Source organism: Bacillus sp. FSL K6-2971, assembly GCF_038006405.1.
Classification (GTDB): domain Bacteria; phylum Bacillota; class Bacilli; order Bacillales; family Bacillaceae; genus Bacillus; species Bacillus pumilus.
On the sequence record NZ_JBBOVD010000001.1, the window covers coordinates 2,846,645 to 2,863,829 of the forward strand.

At 38.4% G+C, this 17,185-nt stretch carries 20 protein-coding genes, 1 tRNA gene and 1 pseudogene; 3 read left to right on the forward strand and 19 right to left on the reverse strand.

Going from position 1 to position 17,185, the window contains the following annotated elements; genetic code table 11:
• Positions 1-125: 125 nt before the first annotated feature.
• Complete coding sequence (locus tag MHI33_RS15140) at positions 126-1,169, forward strand: lactonase family protein (RefSeq protein ID WP_065098546.1); 1,044 nt, start codon at positions 126-128, stop codon at positions 1,167-1,169.
• Between the two features lie 110 nt (positions 1,170-1,279).
• Here MHI33_RS15140 and MHI33_RS15145 read toward each other — a convergent pair whose 3' ends face one another.
• From MHI33_RS15145 to MHI33_RS15175, 7 genes and pseudogenes are all read right to left on the reverse strand, one after another.
• On the reverse strand, positions 1,280-1,675 hold the full coding sequence (locus MHI33_RS15145; protein ID WP_065098547.1) for a YkvA family protein: 396 nt from the start codon (positions 1,673-1,675) through the stop codon (positions 1,280-1,282).
• Between the two features lie 95 nt (positions 1,676-1,770).
• A complete protein-coding gene (gene dltD / locus MHI33_RS15150) occupies positions 1,771-2,937 on the reverse strand; it encodes a D-alanyl-lipoteichoic acid biosynthesis protein DltD (protein ID WP_065098548.1) in 1,167 nt (388 codons plus the stop codon).
• Entirely contained in the window at positions 2,937-3,173 is a 237-nt protein-coding gene (gene dltC, locus MHI33_RS15155) for a D-alanine--poly(phosphoribitol) ligase subunit 2 (RefSeq protein ID WP_003216498.1), read from the reverse strand. The genes dltD and dltC overlap by 1 nt, the downstream gene beginning before the upstream one ends.
• A gap of 21 nt (positions 3,174-3,194) precedes the next feature.
• Positions 3,195-4,379 carry a D-alanyl-lipoteichoic acid biosynthesis protein DltB gene (gene dltB / locus MHI33_RS15160; protein WP_065098549.1) on the reverse strand — a complete coding sequence of 395 codons (1,185 nt, stop codon included), beginning with the start codon at positions 4,377-4,379 and terminating at the stop codon, positions 3,195-3,197.
• Positions 4,376-5,881, reverse strand: coding sequence for a D-alanine--poly(phosphoribitol) ligase subunit DltA (gene dltA / locus MHI33_RS15165; RefSeq protein WP_065098550.1), 1,506 nt, complete (start codon positions 5,879-5,881; stop codon positions 4,376-4,378). The genes dltB and dltA overlap by 4 nt, the downstream gene beginning before the upstream one ends.
• Positions 5,882-5,895: 14 nt before the next feature.
• The gene (locus tag MHI33_RS15170) at positions 5,896-6,045 is read right to left on the reverse strand and encodes a teichoic acid D-Ala incorporation-associated protein DltX (RefSeq protein ID WP_024427820.1); all 150 of its coding nucleotides are present in this window, start codon (positions 6,043-6,045) and stop codon (positions 5,896-5,898) included.
• 253 nt (positions 6,046-6,298) lie between these two features.
• A pseudogene (locus MHI33_RS15175) lies at positions 6,299-6,484 on the reverse strand (Kelch repeat-containing protein); the annotation flags it as partial.
• 168 nt (positions 6,485-6,652) lie between these two features.
• On the opposite strand from MHI33_RS15175, the gene MHI33_RS15180 reads away from it, so the two are divergent.
• Together MHI33_RS15180 and MHI33_RS15185 are read left to right on the forward strand one after the other, a co-directional pair.
• Positions 6,653-8,224 carry a T7SS effector LXG polymorphic toxin gene (locus MHI33_RS15180; RefSeq protein ID WP_445661780.1) on the forward strand — a complete coding sequence of 524 codons (1,572 nt, stop codon included), beginning with the start codon at positions 6,653-6,655 and terminating at the stop codon, positions 8,222-8,224.
• Positions 8,225-8,244: 20 nt separating this feature from the next.
• The gene (locus MHI33_RS15185) at positions 8,245-8,634 is read left to right on the forward strand and encodes an immunity 50 family protein (protein WP_044139967.1); all 390 of its coding nucleotides are present in this window, start codon (positions 8,245-8,247) and stop codon (positions 8,632-8,634) included.
• Between the two features lie 135 nt (positions 8,635-8,769).
• On the opposite strand, the gene MHI33_RS22090 is transcribed toward MHI33_RS15185, so the two are convergent.
• The 12 genes from MHI33_RS22090 to MHI33_RS15240 form a co-directional block, all read right to left on the reverse strand.
• A complete protein-coding gene (locus tag MHI33_RS22090) occupies positions 8,770-8,874 on the reverse strand; it encodes a DUF4241 domain-containing protein (protein WP_080772955.1) in 105 nt (34 codons plus the stop codon).
• Between the two features lie 420 nt (positions 8,875-9,294).
• Positions 9,295-10,914: a DUF2326 domain-containing protein gene (locus MHI33_RS15190; RefSeq protein WP_044139966.1), complete on the reverse strand. Its 1,620-nt coding sequence runs from the start codon at positions 10,912-10,914 to the stop codon at positions 9,295-9,297.
• On the reverse strand, positions 10,904-11,131 hold the full coding sequence (locus MHI33_RS15195; protein ID WP_044139965.1) for an ABC-three component system middle component 7: 228 nt from the start codon (positions 11,129-11,131) through the stop codon (positions 10,904-10,906). Before MHI33_RS15195 ends, MHI33_RS15190 begins: the two co-directional genes overlap by 11 nt.
• Complete coding sequence (locus MHI33_RS15200) at positions 11,128-11,886, reverse strand: ABC-three component system protein (protein ID WP_044139964.1); 759 nt, start codon at positions 11,884-11,886, stop codon at positions 11,128-11,130. Before MHI33_RS15200 ends, MHI33_RS15195 begins: the two co-directional genes overlap by 4 nt.
• Positions 11,887-11,986: 100 nt before the next feature.
• A complete protein-coding gene (locus MHI33_RS15205) occupies positions 11,987-12,559 on the reverse strand; it encodes a recombinase family protein (protein ID WP_044139963.1) in 573 nt (190 codons plus the stop codon).
• 163 nt (positions 12,560-12,722) lie between these two features.
• On the reverse strand, positions 12,723-13,580 hold the full coding sequence (locus MHI33_RS15210; protein WP_223249541.1) for a tyrosine-type recombinase/integrase: 858 nt from the start codon (positions 13,578-13,580) through the stop codon (positions 12,723-12,725).
• Positions 13,581-13,595: 15 nt separating this feature from the next.
• A complete protein-coding gene (locus MHI33_RS15215) occupies positions 13,596-13,733 on the reverse strand; it encodes a hypothetical protein (protein ID WP_223249542.1) in 138 nt (45 codons plus the stop codon).
• Between the two features lie 162 nt (positions 13,734-13,895).
• Positions 13,896-13,969, reverse strand: a tRNA-Arg gene (locus MHI33_RS15220).
• Between the two features lie 120 nt (positions 13,970-14,089).
• A complete protein-coding gene (locus MHI33_RS15225; protein WP_044139962.1) occupies positions 14,090-14,614 on the reverse strand; it encodes a YfcE family phosphodiesterase in 525 nt (174 codons plus the stop codon).
• A gap of 14 nt (positions 14,615-14,628) precedes the next feature.
• On the reverse strand, positions 14,629-15,231 hold the full coding sequence (locus tag MHI33_RS15230; RefSeq protein WP_189318710.1) for an XTP/dITP diphosphatase: 603 nt from the start codon (positions 15,229-15,231) through the stop codon (positions 14,629-14,631).
• A 10-nt stretch (positions 15,232-15,241) separates the two neighbouring features.
• Positions 15,242-15,970, reverse strand: a complete 729-nt coding sequence (gene rph / locus MHI33_RS15235) for a ribonuclease PH (protein ID WP_044139960.1) — start codon at positions 15,968-15,970, stop codon at positions 15,242-15,244.
• A gap of 151 nt (positions 15,971-16,121) precedes the next feature.
• Complete coding sequence (locus MHI33_RS15240; RefSeq protein ID WP_340912289.1) at positions 16,122-17,183, reverse strand: GerMN domain-containing protein; 1,062 nt, start codon at positions 17,181-17,183, stop codon at positions 16,122-16,124.
• Between the last annotated feature and the right edge of the window lie 2 nt (positions 17,184-17,185).

A 17,185-nucleotide genomic window follows, 5' to 3' on the forward strand; every position in this document is an offset into this window, starting at 1 on the left:
CACATCTTTTTTAATGAATACTGGTAGATTCCAACGCTTTTGATTTTCTTTCGTCATGCCTTTCTAAAGCGTTTTCCTATGAATTTATGATAGAATGAGAGCATCTTATAGAAGGAGGGCAATACATGGCTAACATCAGAGGTTATATCGGAACGTATACAAAGGGAGACAGTAAAGGCATTTATACTTTTACATTAAATACGGACAAACAGCAGATTGAGAAAGTAGAAGTAGCTGCTGAACTTGAAAATCCTACATATTTAACCGTTTCAGATTCTCAAAAGTTTGTGTATGCTGTTGTGAAAGAAGGATCACAGGGCGGCGTGGCTGCTTATCAAATTGATGCAGAAACCGGCACACTTCGTTTCATCAACCAAGAACTTGCCGAAGGCGCTTCTCCTTGTCACGTCAGCGTGGACAGTCAAACAAAAACAGCTTTTACAGCAAACTATCATAAAGGAACAGCAGAGATGTATGAAATCGATGCTGAAAATGGCTCAGTGATCCGCACTCTGTCACAGGCGCAGCATGAAGGAACTGGCCCTAACGAAGATCGTCAGGAAAAACCACACACTCACTTTATGGGTCTGACACCAGATGAACAATTTGCAGTGGCTGTTGACCTTGGGACAGATGGCATTTATACGTATAAGAAAGAAGACGGCAAACTCGAGCTTGCTCATACATTTGAAACAAAACCAGGCACCGGGCCTCGTCATATCACATTCCATCCAACGAAACCTGTGGCATATGTGATGACAGAGCTAAGCTCAGAGGTGATTGTGCTTCGTTACTTTGAAGATGGTCATTTCGAAGAGATCCAAACGATCGCAACCATTCCAAGCGACTTTACAGAGAACAATCAAGGCAGTGCGATTCACGTCTCTTCAGACGGCCAATTTGTTTATGCAGGAAATCGCGGACATGACAGTATTGCGATTTTTAAAGCAGACGCTGAAGGCCAATTAAGTCTTGTCGAGATTGCTTCTTCTGAAGGAAACTGGCCTAGAGACTTTGTGCTTGATCCAACTGAAGAATTCCTCGTTGGTTCAAACCAAGAATCTAGCAACCTAGTGTTATACAAACGCGACAAAGAAACAGGACGACTTACTGTCTTACAATCAGACATCTCAGTCCCTCATCCAGTTTGCGTGAAATTTTTAGGGTAATGAAAAAAAGCCTCCAGCTGTGGAGGCTTCAGATTGTTGACAAAGGGCTAAAATGATCTTGATTTTAGCCCTTTGTCTTCTTTTCAGTGTGCAGACGGCATCCCGCCATCTTAAAGTTTTTGATCAATCAGAGACGTATCGGTTTTTTCACCGAACCATTTTGACAGCCTGTCCTGCGCTTTTCCTTTCACATCATCATCAATGTAGACCGCTACTTGAATCAGAGCAAATGTGATCGCGCCTAAATCATCTGTATAGCCGACACCAATCAATGTATCGGGAATAAGGTCAATTGGAAGGATAAAGTATCCGAGCGCCCCAATAATAAGGGTTTTTGCTTTGACAGGTACTTCAGGTTTTTGCAATGTATAGTAAAGTAATAGCACAGCATAGACAAGAGAGACACCAGCTTTTTGTGCCGTCTTTTTTAACTTTTCCCAAAAGGCATGATCATTAAAATGCTTCTTTGAACGCTTCAATAGTTCTTTTTTCTCAGAACGATTCATCATATCGCCTCCATTTAAAGCATAGCCCTTTTCCCTTCTTTATACAAGATATCCGCCGATTCGACAAACAAAAAGCAGCAGAAAGCTGCTGCATTCTACTGCTCTTTGTAAAACTTTTCGATTGCCTTATCGATGTACACCCATCCTTTATAAGACACGTGAATCGTATCTTTAAAGAAGTAAGGATCATACTCATGCTTAGTCAAATCTGCGACTTCATACCCGTTATCACGTATTTGACGATTGATTTTCTCATAATACTCTGTACGTCCCTCTTTTGGAAAACCGGTATAATCATACCATTTTCCGTTGACAGGAATCGTCACAAACAAAGGCTTTGCCCCTGCCTGTTTTAAAATATCCAGCATGATTTGAAAATCTTTGTATTCTGGTGATTCCGCATAAGAGTGGTCTTCACGAGAATCTTTCATCTTTTTCATAATCGGTTTCAGCTTGCGCTCAAACAGTTTTTGATTAATATAAAACGGGTTGTCCCCTGCTCTTTTCGCACCAAAAACGCTCGCTTCTTTTTCAAGCTCAGTCCATGTTTTTCCTTTGACTGATGGAGACGGATGAAGCTTACGCTCTTTCCCTGATCCAATTGTATAGTACATGTCTTTCTTTTGAAGCATGCCATAATACATTTTTGCAATAGGAGAAATCGCGCCATAAGCGAATTTGTTCCCAGAAAGCTCTGCTTTAAAAAGCTCTGTGATGACCATGTCGTTCTTTACTGCTTTAAACGTCATGATTCTCTTAATCAGTTCTTTTTTCACAGTTGGATCAATTTGTTTATTATAAGCAAGATTCAGTGCTTGAAGCGCTGAATAGTTCGGTGCAAAGTGATTTTCGTCAGATCCCCATTTTACAAACCACTGCGGGGACACGATAAATACAAGCTTCTTCCCTTTTAACTCATCCATATGCGCTGCGAAGTTCATCGCATGAATTAATGATTGCGATCCACCTTTTCCAATAAGATAAGGTGTAAACCCTTGAGGGTTCTCATGAAAGAAATTCGAAGGGTGATATGGATCAAAACGTGATAGTTCAGAAGATCCATAGATCGGCAAATAAGTTGGATCTTTTAGCATTTCATCTTGTAAATAAAGCCCTTGGAACATCCCCGGATCTAATTCTGTGGCTGACTTTTGTAATTTGTCTTTTGGGATCAGATGTGAGAGCCATGCATTTGGTACAAGAAGAACACCAATGAATAGAACAGCCGCTAAAATAAGCGGCCCAAAAAAACGCTTTTTCATTACTTCATCTCTGCCAGCTGCTCAGCAATGTGATTCGGTGTATCCCACACATCACGATCAAACTCTGTAATCGGAACAGTAATTCCAAGTTGACTTTCGATGGCCATAAGCAGTTCTACTGTACCAAATGAATCTAGAAGACCCTCGTCAAAAATTGCAATCTCTGGATTTTCTTTCACAACGTCGTCCTGACAAACCTCTGCAATAATACCGTATACTTGATTTTTAAATTCCATAATTTTCTACTCCCTTAATCATTAATGATGAAATGGTTTTCCTGAAAAAATATAAAATCCGAAACAAATCACATGGAATGTAATAATGATCGACACAACCATTGTGACCTTATTATCCGGCCACCACTTGTGTTTTTTATTCCATTTTTCGAATAAATTGTAACCGGACATCACAACTGCGTGATATAGTCCGTAAATAATATATTGAAGTGCTAGACCATGCCAAGCACCCATCAATAGAAAGAGGACAAAGTACCCAATATTTGATACAGCCATACGGTTCTTGATCCACTTCTTTTTTGTCATAAAGAACACAAATCTCATAAACACGTAGTCTCTGAACCAGAAGGACAAGGACATGTGCCAGCGATTCCAGAAGTCTTTAATGTTCCGGCTGATAAACGGTTTGTTAAAGTTTTCTGGTGATTTAATGCCCATCATATAACTCACACCAACAGCAAATGCTGTATAGCCAGCAAAGTCAAAGAACAAATACATACTGTATGCGTACATATACGTTAACTGTTGAACAAAGTGACTGCTGCTAATGTGATGAATATTCATCAGAATATACGTGTGAATCAGATAACCAATAATGAACTTATATAAGAAGCCGATAAAAATTTTATGCATACCGGCGTATAAAAGATCACTGTACGCTTCCTTTTCAGGCGGCGTATCCATATCCTTTTCAAACCGGCGGTAACGATCAATCGGACCTGATGAAATCGTCGGGAAAAAGACAATGAAATAGACCAAACGGTGAATCGGAATTTTCTTCTTAATCAAGCCGTCTCTTGTCTCGATAATTAACTGAACACCTTTAAATGTTAAGTACGAGATCCCTAAAAAGCTCAGCCAGTTCATTGGCGGCGGTTGATGCGGCTGATGAGTTAAAAAGAACGGTAAAACCTTTGATAGTACAAGCGGCAAAATCGATGCCACCACTGCCATATAGAAGACAGACGCTTGATTTGCTTTCAACCGGTACGAAAGGTACAAGCGGATGATCAAGACTTGCCACACTGTAAACAAGAAGAGCAGCAGCGCGCCATGTGCATCCTTTGAGAAAATAAGCGCGAGTGCCACAACCGTTGCAAACATGTTGTAGCCCTGCATTCTTTTGCCGCGAAGACCAAGAATGATCGTCGGCAAAAGAAGAACAGCAATTAGAATGAAGAAAAAGAATGAACTAAACGGAATCATAGAAGAACCTCTTTCGCGATTCTTTTACGGTCAACCTTCCCGTTTGGCGTCATGTACAGCTGCTCAAGATAGATAAACTTTCTTGGAATCATGTACGCAGGCAGTGAATCCGCCATTTCTTTCTTAATTGCACTTGTCAGCTGATATTCCTTTTCAAAAGAATGTGCTGCTGGAACAATGGCTGCAATTAAGTACTCCACATGACCGTTTGGCTGGAACGGCACAATCACACAAGCATTGACATACGTTGTCTCGCTCACATGATATTCAATTTCTTCAAGCTCCATTCGGTATCCGTGCAGCTTAATTTGATAGTCCAGACGACCGTGGCACGTAATCAAACCATCCTGCGCCACACCTGCATCACCTGTGCGGTAAGCAGGGCGCCCTTCGTATTCAAAGAACACTTTATCCGTTAAGGCTTGTTCACCTAAGTAGCCTCTCGTGACGCTTGGCCCCACGATGACAATTTCCCCTTTTTCACCATCAGGAAGGGTCTTGCCTTCTTCATCTAAAATGACGATATCTGTATCCGGTTTGGCATAGCCGACTGGTAAAGAATCGTGCTGATCAAGAATGGCCTGCGTGACTTCAATCGATGTGATCGCAACAGTTGCTTCAGTCGGACCATACGTATTAAAGATCTGCGCTTTTGGAAAACGCTCAAGGAGTGCACTTGCTACCGATACAGGAAGTGCCTCTCCGCAGAACATGAAAACTTTCAGCTCTGGTAAAAGCTCCCCTGTAAAGGAAGGGTCCATTAAGCACATTTGCACAAATGAAGGGGTTGATGTCCACACTTCAACGTCAGATTGACCAAGTGCTGCAAACATATCCTTCGGCTTATTCACTAGATCTTTCACTAAACAGTAAAGCGTGCCGCCTGATTGAAGCGCTGGATACAAATCCATCACTGATAAGTCAAAAGAAAATGGTGCTTGATTTAAGAACGTGCGTCCCCCGCCAATTGGGAAGTCTCGGCACATCCATTCTGTAAAGCTTTCTAAATTATCGGCTGTTACCTGAACGCCTTTCGGTTTTCCGGTACTGCCAGACGTATAAATGATGTAAAAAACATCATCCTGTTGAACCCACTGCGTGGATGGCGGTGCTTCTTTTTCAAGAGCTAAAAGAGATGCCGCACTTTTCACTTCAATGTGTTCTTCTACATCCAGTACATTCTGCTCATTTGCACAAATCAACAGACTGGCTTTTGAGCTTTCAATAATTGAGACGATACGCTCGGCAGGGATTGAGATGTCGACCGGAATATAAGGTCTGCCTGATTTCACACTGCCTAAGAAAGAAATGAGCATCTCTGGCTCCATATGACCGTATACAATGACAGGTGCACTGCCAGTTGCGACTGCATCGATCGCACCAGCCATTTGGTCTGATAGATGCCAAAGCTCATCATATGTGATCGAAGCCTGTTGAGAAACAAATGCTGGCTGTGTTGGTTTCGTTTGTTGGTATTCTTGAATCGTGTGTAATAGTTTCATAGTTTAATCTCCAATTAAAAATCGTTGTAAATGAATGATCCCGTATTAGCTGTGTGGAATCCGTAAATAAAGAACAATAATAGCAAAATAAGTAAGTAAAAGCTCGTATATCCTATCCATTTTACAGACTTATTTTCTGATAGCTTTTTGAATAGCATATTGATAACCTCTTTTCTTTTGACACTTATAGAGACGCATGAATCATTCAAAGAGTTTCATATCAAAACATAAAATTTTTAAGAAATGATAAAAAAGTTGTCGAACCTTTGAACGCCACTTTTGCGCAAAGCTGTCTTATTGTAACAAAGATTTAATGTATTTGAAATGAAATCCGAGCTTAAATTTGCCTTAAAATTGGTGAAAGCTGTCGAATAAACACAAAAGCCACCTAGTTTGCCTAGATGGCTTTGATTTCAATTACTTCTTATATTTATTGACTTCGAACATGAGAATGTTTTTGAACACCACATAATCCTTTTTACTTTCAAAGGGACCTTTATTGTTGTCATGCTCATCAATTTCATAAAACCCTGGTCCTTCTCCGGCATCACGCTTTTTGTACCAGGATAGGAAAGCGTTGACTTCTTTCATGGAGAGGTCATACTACTTCAGCAAAGTGTTGACCAATAGAATGTATTTAAAGCTTTATCACTCACTACTTTTTTCCTATTCATTACATTTTTTTATATTGTTAAAATAAAACATACTTATGTGAGAAGGGAGTGAACCTTTCTGGGCAAAATACTTGATGCAAAAGCACTAACAAGTGCCATGGATGCAAGGGCAAAACACTACCAGGAACTCCGTGAACAAATGGTAGATTTAAAAAAGACACTTCAAGGCGTGGCTAACCTCGGTGATGATTTCACTGGAAAAGGTGCCGATAACATTAAAAGCTTCTATAAAGAATTGGCTGGAAATGTAGATATGTTTATCAGCTTCATTGATAAGCAAAAAGCCTTTCATGAAGGTGTTTCTGGGACACTAGATGATACAAACTTTGGCGGCGACACCTTTGTAGAAGAACACTTTTTAGACAACGCTGTACATATGGGCATCAAAAATGCCAAAAGCATTGTGAAGGATCAAAAAAAGGCGCTTAAAACGATTTTTCAAGACATCGACGACCTCATTTCTCTAGAGGTATTTGATAGTCAAACCTTTGATGAAAAAATTGCAGATGCGGAAGACGAGCGAAAAAAGACAGTGAAAGACCTACGAGAGCTTGATCAAAATTTAAAAGATGAATATGCTTTGTCAGAGACGGAGCAGCAAGCTACAATGGCATTGTACGCAGAAATGATGAATGCGACAAATGACGGAAAATCCATTTCGCCTATGAACTTTGACAAAAAAGCGTATCAAAATAGTGAAATCTACAAGGCAAAAAGCGATATTGAGAAGCAAACTTCTGAATATCTGAAAATCAAAAAAGAACAAGAGGAAGCCCGCGAGATCGCAAAAGAACAAGAAGCACTCGCCAACCGCCCTTGGTATGAAAAAGCACTTGATTATGGCGAAAATATCGTCAATGAATTGACAGGTGTGAACGATGCAAAACGTGCTACAACAGGCGTTGATCCAATCACAGGCGAAGAGCTCACCGCAGGCCAGCGAGTCGCGGCAGGCGGCATGGCAGCAGCCGGCTACATCCCTATCGTGGGTTGGGCAGGGCGCATTTTCAAAGGCGGAAAAGCTGTCTACAAAACGACTCAAGCCACGTCAGCCGCAGTTAGGGCAGTCGACATCTACAAGACATCACAAAAATCCTTTGACGCCCTGAAAACATCTCAAAAAGGTTTATATGGCCTCACCGCCACCAATGGCTTCAGCGAAGCGATCACAGGACGAGACATGTTTGGAAATAAGATTTCGAAAGAACAGCAGGAAGCGAGTATGAACGCGGCGCTTGGAATGCTTTTGCCGTTTGGGCTAAATGGTGTAAGTAATAAATTAAAAACTAAAGCAACACTAGACGTACCGAAAAACTTAAATAAAAACCATCATGAATCTAGAAAAGCTAGTTTAAAAGAAATTAAACGCCAATTAAATATACCAAGAACACAGAATCCTGAAAGTCAAAAGATGGTGCCCTTAACAGATAAGAATGGAAAACGATTATTAAATGAAAAAAACCAACCAATTCTTACGAGAGAACTTACGTATGAAGTTAATGGTAAGAAGATTGTTATTCAGGATCATTCAAATGGTCACGATTTTGGAGAAGGTGGCGTCGGAAATCAACCTTCACACCACAATGTAAGACCTGAAAACAACACACGCAATGGTAAAGTTGAAGGTGTAGAAGACCATTATTATTTTGAAAGAAGAAACAATAAATAACCCAAACGAGGAGTATCCAAATGATTAGAGAAGAAAAATTTATGAACCCACAAGCGATGACTCAAATTTTCGGGGGGATCCCTCATTTTAAAAACGCAGAAATCATGAATGTTGATTTAAACAGAGATGGTCCTACCCTATTTATAAGACTAATGACAAAAGACTCCGTGAAGAATAAACCTAAACGTTGGGGAAATTTTGATGTTGTCTACGTTGAATTATCATTCATTGGTGTAACGGATTTAAAAATTAATCACTTAGGAAATAATAATATAATTCATCATTTTGAGATTAGCACAACAGAGAATGAAGGGTTATTAAAAATAAACTGTAAGAATCAAATGCAAATCGAAACCATATTTGATTGGGCAAGAGTTGAACAAATTTCGCCGGGACTAATTGGCTCTTAAAATCGTTCGCAGGACGAAAGTGGCTGAAGTCACTTTCGTATAAAACCTCATTATACACTTGATGATATATCTATGAACACACTGAAATTATGATCAAAGAACAAAAAAAGAACCCATGATTTCATGGGTTTCTCGTCATTCAATGATAAGAAAATCCGTCACAAGGCAAGCAGGTTCTCCATTTTCATCTAGTCCCCAAAAGCTTGGATACATTCCGTGGCCGAAGCCTATTGTAATCATGACATCTTAAAATAGCTTATTATTTCTGTGCTCTTGGTTAATAACATTTTATTGATTAGTTGCAAATTTTTTGTTTATTTTCTCTTCTTAGACTTTTTTGCTTTTTTATTTACTGAAGTATTCAAGTTTTTCTCTAAAAGATAGCTATAAAAAAGCTTTTCTAATAATTTGTAGTTTTTGTTCGAACTTAAAATTTTTTGGGCATAATGTATACCAGTATACAAAAAAGCTCCGACAACCATTACTTGAACCCCGAGTATCAACCATAAACCTAGAACTTGGTTAAACTCTTCTTCTTTTAGAGATGGTTCTTCAACAGCAGTATTTATAATAAGCCTCCAAAATATTCTATGTAAGCGCTCCCCTTAAGTTAGCATAATATCTTAATAATACTTTCTATTGCTATATTTAATCACACTTTTACTCAGTTTCTTTCTTACTCTTATCTCCCCAATCCTTAGTGGTTAATAACTTTTCATTAGATAGCTGAATTACTTTTTTCTCCTCTAATATCTTCTGAGTTTCTTTGTTGTACATATCAGTATTATCAATTGCTACAAACACTTGTTTAGAAATTGAATTATAAAATTTTATAATATGTTCAACAGCCTCATTTTCAATATTTTTAAATAAAAAGGAGTCATGCATTATAAATGGCATTTTAGTAAGTGTGAGTATTGCTAAGTCAAAAATAATAAGATTGGCATATGCTTTACCTGTTCCTGTGTTATCAAAGACCTCATAATCATATTTGTTATAAGACAAATTTAACTTAGGAGCTGTTCTTTTATCCTCATGAATTAAGTCATTAATCTCTGTTAGTTTTTTATTGATTGCCCTGCTAATTCTTTCAACAATTTTTTCCTTTAACTCTTCAAGCTCACTTTTCTTGGTTTTAATATCTTCTTTTATTACTGCCAATTTATTGTAGTAATCATTTTCAAGCTGTAAATTCTTTAGCATTGAGGACATTTCAATCAAACTATCAATAAATACAGTAAGTTCCTCATCTGGCTTTAATAGCTGATCTTGCTTTTTAACTACTTTATCAATTTCTTTATTTAGCTCATTTATTTTATCTGCCAGTTCTTTTTTGGCATTCTCTAATTCATCAGTAAGTATAAAGCTGATGCCTTGATGAAATGATTCTATATTATGTAATTTATCAACATTTACATTTGGAAAAAATTCTAAGAGGCTTTCAAAGCCAGCAACTGAAGATTTCTCAATAGTTTTATTTGTTCTATTTAACCTTGAAACATAATACTCTTTTTCATCTATAAGTTTTTTCTTTTTTTCCCTAATTGTTATCATTTCTCCTGAAACAATCTCACTAATATCACCTGAGCCGCTATATGCACTTTTCCCTATTCTTTCTATTTCTTTAGTTAATGCCTCTATTTCTTTTAAGTTCTTCTTTAACTTAGTTTTATTTATTTTAGGAATTAACTTGTGTTTACCTGCCTTATTTAATACTTTTCTTTGATCTTCAAGATTCTTTACTGCCTTGTCCTGTAATTCAATGGCATCATATTCATTAAAAAGCTTAATCAAACTGGTTACAGTTTGAGTGAATTTTTCTTGAGCAAAGCTATGTAATGGTTTTTTAACATTATTATTCTCTTTGCCCCAAACTCTAGAATAGTTACTCACAGCAGATCTAAAACTTAATTGCTCTGATTCAAGTTCATAAAAATTCTTTAATTGCTTTGTAAAGTCATCAACACTGATTCCAACTAATCTTTCATATTTATTATTGCTCTCATAGACAACCTCTGAATTTTCTGTGCCTCTTACATAATGGTATTTAGTCTTATTAAATTCAAATGTAAAGCCAAACTCATGATGTCCTAAGTTTGCAACAACATCACTATTGTGGGAAATATATGTATTACCACCATAAACAAAATCTATAATCATAAGTAAAGTTGATTTACCAATAGAGTTAGAGCCTTTGTTATCCCCTAATACAACATTTAACCCTTCATGGAAATCTATAGTTCCTTCTGCAAATATTGCACTTTTTATCCTAGTTAACATATGTAACTACTCCTTTATCAAAATCTACTTGAATGGCATCAAGTAGAAACAAAGCATCAAGTGAATATATGAATTCATCAATTTCATCAAAGTAATCTTGAGTTATAAAAAACAGTTCCTTTACTGTCATTTCTTTCTCTGATAAAAAGTTAAGAATAATGGTCATTTTTCCAATAATTGACTCATTAAATCTAATTACTTTGTTAGGTACTATCATGAAAACACCTCACAATTTTGAATAAAGAATGAGATGATAATGGCACAAGCACCTTTAGAAATATTTCCAGTTTTTTTATACAACCACTCAGTAAGAAGATCATACATAACCTCCTGAGAAGGCTCTGTTACACTCATATTGTCATGGAATGACCTAACTTGGGATGCTATAGACTTGAATTTTCTGGGGTATTGGCTGTCCATTTCTTTAAACAGTTGTCTAATATATATATAATTTTCTGTTATCTCATGCCTGATTCTATTTTTTGTCATTCTGGATAATGTATCATCAGCTTTAATATCTAATTGTAAGGCATCATAATTTAATGGGGTGTATAATTCCTCATCTGACTCCTCCACCAATGATTTAATAACTTCTTTTATTTCTTTTTCTATTTGGTAATCAGCATATTTTGACCTTGTCTCTTTTTTTGACAAGATATTTTTCTTTATGCTTAATAACTGCCTATATTCTTCAACTGTTCTGGGATTGTCATATCTTGTATGGCATTCTTTACACAAAGCTATAAAATTTCTTATGTTATTTACATCCTCATGTATTCTCTCCTCATCCTTTAATAATTCTATTTCTTCTTCTGTAGGATTTAGAGGATATATATGAGCACCTTCCCATGACTTATACTGTCTACCCTTCTTTTCATAAGTTAAAGTTTTTGCATCAATAGGACACAAACTCCCAACCTCAGCTAACAATATGGCATTTTCCTGAGGTGTTAAATTTCTTCTTTCAGGCATATTATTTACACAACCTTTACAACTACTACAATATAATTACAATTCTACACACTAAACCCTCTTTTTTTCAACAAAATTTTACAAAAAAAGAGCTAGGCACTTAAGCCTGCTCCTTTAACTTTCTATATAATGTAGCCTTACTGACCCCTGTAATGTCTGCTATTTCTCTGGTAGTGTGCCTACCTGAATGATACAGCTCCAAGGCATAGACTACCTTGTTCCTGTTAGCTGTTGGTCTGCCAAACTTAACTCCTTTTTCCTGAGCTACTTTGACACCCTCTTTAATCCTCTGTTGTATCATCTGCCTTTCCATCTGCCCTAAAGCTCCCATTACAGTTAAAAGAAAGTCTGACATTGGATTTTCTGTAGATGTATCTAGCCAAGAGTCATTAATACTCTTTAAGGATGCTCCTGCTGTCTTAATTGCCTCCACTATCTCAAGTAAGTCCTTTGTACTCCTGCTCAATCTTGAAATCTCCACTATGTAAACTGTATCTCCTGCCTGTAGATCAGAGAGCATCCTGTTAAGTTCAGGTCTGTCTCTCTTTGCTCCTGATATTCTGTCTGCATAGATATGATTACACCCCAAAGCCTCTAACTGTACTTGCTGTCTGTCAAACTTTTGTGACTCCTTATCTGTACTTCCCCTCATATAACCTATTGTCCAGCCCATCCTAACAGCTCCTCATACAATATTTATAATGTGTCTGTATTAACCTCTAAATAAAATATTAAAAGACTTGAACCCTTTTCTGCATTTTTATAATACAGCTCATTAGAGAGTGGATAATTTTAAAAGCCAACCCCCTACCAAATTTAGCAGGAGGTAAAGACACTTATAAATATTCCCTGAGGTTATCAACAACTTCCTCAACATCTAAATCTAGATACTGAGTTGTTACAGCTAAATTTGAATGTCCTAAGGCTTTCGAGATTAATGCAAGGTTTGCCCCTTTGTCTAACAAGCTCTTTGCATAACCCGTTCTAAGGGCATGAGGATTAATATTCTGTAAGTTATACTTTTTAGCATATTTGTTTAATTGCTTAGAAATAGCATTGTTTGTTAACTTTGTATTAAGAGAAGTTCCTTTGTACCCAATAAATAAGTATGAGTTTCTTTGACCATAATAGGCTCTAATTTTATTGTTTTGGCTTATAAGTATCATTAACAAATGTAACAATTCATCATCAAGAGGTAACTTTAAAATTTTATGATTTTTTAAAATTGTACCTTCCATACAGAGTAACTTATTTTCAAAATCAATGTGTCTTTCTTCTAATTGCCCAAGTGTGTTAATCCTTACACCTGTTCTATAAAGAGTAAGGACTGCTACAGCATCCCTTAAACCTATATTTAAGTCTAACAAAGATAACAGAACCATTACATCATCTTTTTTAGCACCTTTTTTAACCTGCTTATCAACTTTGATATTGATGCCATGCCAAAACTTTGAGCTGAACCACCCATTATTGAAACATTTACCTAATATAGCCTTGAGACATTTTAATCTTGTTAGCTTAGTCTGATTTGAAACAGCCATTGAATCAAGCCACAGATATATGCTATCTGTTGTAATATCCTCAATATATTCTACATTTGTAGCCTTCCTAAAGTGAGCCATATAGCTGATGTAGTCAGTAATAGTCCTCTCTCTGTATCCACTAACTGTCATTTGCTGAATAATTATATTCATAACATTGTCTAAGTCTTAGCCATCTCTCTTACTTGTTGTAACTGTTGTAGATGCCTTAGCACCTGATAACTTTTCCTGTATACCTGTAATATTTCCTTGTTTAAACAGATTAATGTCTGCATCTACATCAAAGATGCCTTTTTTCTTTGTCATACTGTCTCCTCCAGTTAAAAAATGAATTGGAGGTAACAGAACAGTTGCTGAAATATTTGTAGGCATAAAAAAGGGGATACTCCCACAGTGTTCTAATCTGCGTTAGCATCCCTTATCAGCCCAAAACCATGTCATATCAAGGCTTGATACTGTAAATAATTACGTCCCAGGAGAGATTCGAACTCCCGACCGACGCCTTAGAAGGGCGTTGCTCTATCCAGCTGAGCTACTGGGACATGTTGTTATGTAGTGTTCTGTTGGTGAGTACCTCACCGACAAGATTTATTATATTACTATTGTTCTTTAAAGTCAACGGTTTTTCGAAAGTTTTTTCACAAGGGGCAAATGCTGCACCCTTATGAAATACCTTCCAATGTGACAGTGTTTTCGAGGTCTTGTATGACCTGACCTTCGTCTGTGAAAAACTGTACGTTTGCTTCGCTTCCATCTAGTGTCAGTATAGCGTAGCTGCGCTCTTTTCGCACTCTTGGCAGGTGCACGCTGCCTGGGTTAATGAGTAGTTTACCTCTTAGCCACTCACTGCCTGGGATGTGCGAGTGGCCAAAGCAGATGATGTCTGCACCTAGCTCTTCTGCACGGTAGTAGACTTGAAGCAAGGATTGTTTGATGCCATGCAGATGTCCGTGAGTGAGAAATAGTTTTCCGCCTCCATCAAGTGGGAGCAGGAGCTCTTCTTCAAAATCGCCCATAAAGTCACAATTTCCTTTGACGACTTTGTATCCTTCGAGTGCTGGGTGGTTCGTTTCGAGTTCTGAATCTCCACAGTGAATCATCATGTCGACTTCAGCCGCATGCCGTTTGGCAATGGTTTGAAGTTCGTCTGTGAGTCCATGACTGTCACTAATGATGAGTATCTTCATGGCTTCATTCCCCCTTATTCATTTGCGTCTAGCAGTGATGAAAGCTTTTGAAGCGCGACCGCTCGATGGCTGATCTTGTTTTTCTCTTCTGGTGATAATTCGGCCATCGTCTGGTCTTTGTCTTTGACGATGAAAATTGGGTCATATCCGAAGCCGTTTTCGCCGATTGGTTCCTCTGCGATAAAACCTTCTACTGATCCTTCTACCGTCTTTGTTTCTTTACCTGGTATGCTGACAGCCAGGGCACATCTGAATCTAGCTGTGCGGTCTTCTTTTTCAATGCCTTGAAGTTCGCTCAGCACTTTTTCTACATTCTCAGCATCGTTTTTATGCTCTCCAGCGTATCTGGCTGAATAGACGCCAGGTTTTCCGCCAAGATAGTCAATCGACAAACCAGAATCGTCTGCAATGACCATTTCACCCGCTTTGGCTTGAATCGCCTCGGCTTTGATAATGGCATTTTCTTCGAAGGTATGTCCTGTTTCTTCAATTTCTTCAGTAAAGCTGATGTCTGCTAGTGTTTTGACCGTGAATCCTTTTGGCTCAAGAATGGCTTTGAATTCTTTCGCTTTGCCCGCATTGTGCGTTGCAATGATGGCTGTTTTCATCCTGATCAAACCCTTCTTTTTATTCGATGACTTCTCCTGTCACTGCTTTTTGCTTTTCGATTAATTCTTTGATGCCCTTTTCGGCTAAATCAAGCAGTCCGTTTAGCTGTTCTCTTGAGAATGTCGCTTCTTCGCCTGTGCCTTGAAGTTCAACAAAGCGTCCAGCGCCTGTCATGATAACATTCATATCTACTTCAGCTGAAGAATCTTCTTCATAATTTAAATCTAACAGAAGACCCTGCTGAGAATCAATTCCGACGGATATCGCCGCTAAATAATCAGTGATCGGGTTTTGTTTGATGACTCCTTCTGCTCGAAGCTTTTGAATCGCAAGTGTCATGGCGACAAAAGCACCTGTAATGGATGCTGTGCGTGTGCCGCCGTCTGCTTGAATGACATCACAGTCAATCCAAATCGTGCGTTCGCCAAGCTTTTCTAAGTCAACGACTGCACGGAGTGCTCGTCCAATTAATCGCTGAATTTCCATTGTACGTCCTGTCACTTTTCCTTTAGATGATTCTCTAATGGTTCTTTGAGCAGTTGCTCTTGGAAGCATGCTATATTCTGCTGTAATCCAGCCTTTTCCTTCTCCTCTTAAAAAAGGAGGTACGCGGTCTTCGATGGATGCGTTACAAATCACCTTCGTATTGCCCGCTGAGATTAAGACAGAGCCTTCTGGATGCGTAATGTAGCCTGCCTCTATTTCAACTTTTCTTAATTCATCATAGTGTCTTTCATCTAATCTCATGATTTACCTCCGTTACAATATACATTCCGCGCGTATGCCAGCGGGGTTCTCCTACTAACTTTGACAACCTCGGCTCGTTCTAATCGCTTGGAATAAAAAAGAGGCAGCGAATATGCATGCCTCTTTTTCTCCATTATATCAATGTGTGCCGTTAAAAACTACCTGTATTCACTTGTTCTGGTCTTGAAACTGGCTCTGTCAGCTCTGTTCCTTTTTCGTTCACAAGTTCAGCCTTGCCGTTTACCTTAACGGAGACGCTTTTGACGTCCGGCAGCTCTGTTAATGTGAGCACAATGCTATCAAGAACTTTTTGTGAAATCACCTTTTTCTTTTCATTCGCGCTGCCGAAAATGGATTCGTTGAAATCAAGTGTCACATGCCCGTCTTTTACTTTCGGGATATCATTCAGCTTGACATCTTGATCAAAGTCTGTGAGCAAATGGCTTTTTTTGCTTGGTCCAGAAACGAGCTCATCAATGGCCGCTGTAATTTGATCATCCTCATCTTTTGGCGCCCTTTTGGTCACCGGAACATAATACGTCTGTTCATCAGATTCAGCTAAGTAATAAACCGTCACTGGCTTTGTCGATGTCATATCAGCAGCAGCCTCGTGCTGAATATTAATACCGTCTTCTCTGCTTAAATCATCTGAAATCGGTGTACCGTTCACAGGCATTTCTTTTAGTTCATGACCATTCATTTTCAATTTGACTTTGGCGATAGAATCAAACTGTGTTAACGTCCAAGTGACAGATTGCAGGATGCGCTGTTCATCTTCTTTTTTATAGTTTTTGAATTCATTTGAAAAATCCACTACGGCCGTTCCGTCTTTAATATCGACAGATACGCTCGTGTCGGCCGGCAAAACAGCCCGGAATCCATTTGGCATGAGGTTCGAAATCGGTCCTCCGTCCACAAGGTATTCAAGGGTTTGTTTGGCACTTCCTTCATTTTTCGGCAGTGGCATGGATTGAGAGACGACATACCCGTTTTTATCAATTAAATATAATTCTCTCATGACTGTATCTGCCTGCTTCTCTTCTTTTCCTTCTTTGGCTGTTTGTTTATCTTCTTTATTATCTTTCACATATGTGACGTTTTGTGGCGGGTCAATCTCTGTTTTCGCTTGGTCTGTTTGAAACAATCCGCATCCTGACAAAAGCATGGCTGACGCGATACACGTCACAGCTGCTGTAGATCCTTTTTTCAGCATAC

Excerpts from the sequence above, each read along its gene's own strand:
- MHI33_RS15225 (WP_044139962.1), bottom strand. The coding sequence starts at position 14,614 with ATGAAGATACTCATCATTAGTGACAGTCATGGACTCACAGACGAACTT.
- MHI33_RS15145 (WP_065098547.1), bottom strand. The coding sequence starts at position 1,675 with ATGAATCGTTCTGAGAAAAAAGAACTATTGAAGCGTTCAAAGAAGCAT.
- MHI33_RS15190 (WP_044139966.1), bottom strand. The coding sequence starts at position 10,914 with ATGTTAACTAGGATAAAAAGTGCAATATTTGCAGAAGGAACTATAGAT.
- rph (WP_044139960.1), bottom strand. The coding sequence starts at position 15,970 with ATGAGATTAGATGAAAGACACTATGATGAATTAAGAAAAGTTGAAATA.
- MHI33_RS15240 (WP_340912289.1), bottom strand. The coding sequence starts at position 17,183 with ATGCTGAAAAAAGGATCTACAGCAGCTGTGACGTGTATCGCGTCAGCC.
- MHI33_RS22090 (WP_080772955.1), bottom strand. The coding sequence starts at position 8,874 with ATGATTACAATAGGCTTCGGCCACGGAATGTATCCAAGCTTTTGGGGA.
- dltC (WP_003216498.1), bottom strand. The coding sequence starts at position 3,173 with ATGGAATTTAAAAATCAAGTATACGGTATTATTGCAGAGGTTTGTCAG.
- dltB (WP_065098549.1), bottom strand. The coding sequence starts at position 4,379 with ATGATTCCGTTTAGTTCATTCTTTTTCTTCATTCTAATTGCTGTTCTT.
- MHI33_RS15205 (WP_044139963.1), bottom strand. The coding sequence starts at position 12,559 with ATGGGCTGGACAATAGGTTATATGAGGGGAAGTACAGATAAGGAGTCA.
- MHI33_RS15210 (WP_223249541.1), bottom strand. The coding sequence starts at position 13,580 with ATGAATATAATTATTCAGCAAATGACAGTTAGTGGATACAGAGAGAGG.
- MHI33_RS15195 (WP_044139965.1), bottom strand. The coding sequence starts at position 11,131 with ATGATAGTACCTAACAAAGTAATTAGATTTAATGAGTCAATTATTGGA.
- dltD (WP_065098548.1), bottom strand. The coding sequence starts at position 2,937 with ATGAAAAAGCGTTTTTTTGGGCCGCTTATTTTAGCGGCTGTTCTATTC.
- MHI33_RS15215 (WP_223249542.1), bottom strand. The coding sequence starts at position 13,733 with ATGACAAAGAAAAAAGGCATCTTTGATGTAGATGCAGACATTAATCTG.
- MHI33_RS15180 (WP_445661780.1), top strand. The coding sequence starts at position 6,653 with ATGGATGCAAGGGCAAAACACTACCAGGAACTCCGTGAACAAATGGTA.
- MHI33_RS15140 (WP_065098546.1), top strand. The coding sequence starts at position 126 with ATGGCTAACATCAGAGGTTATATCGGAACGTATACAAAGGGAGACAGT.
- dltA (WP_065098550.1), bottom strand. The coding sequence starts at position 5,881 with ATGAAACTATTACACACGATTCAAGAATACCAACAAACGAAACCAACA.
- MHI33_RS15185 (WP_044139967.1), top strand. The coding sequence starts at position 8,245 with ATGATTAGAGAAGAAAAATTTATGAACCCACAAGCGATGACTCAAATT.
- MHI33_RS15200 (WP_044139964.1), bottom strand. The coding sequence starts at position 11,886 with ATGCCTGAAAGAAGAAATTTAACACCTCAGGAAAATGCCATATTGTTA.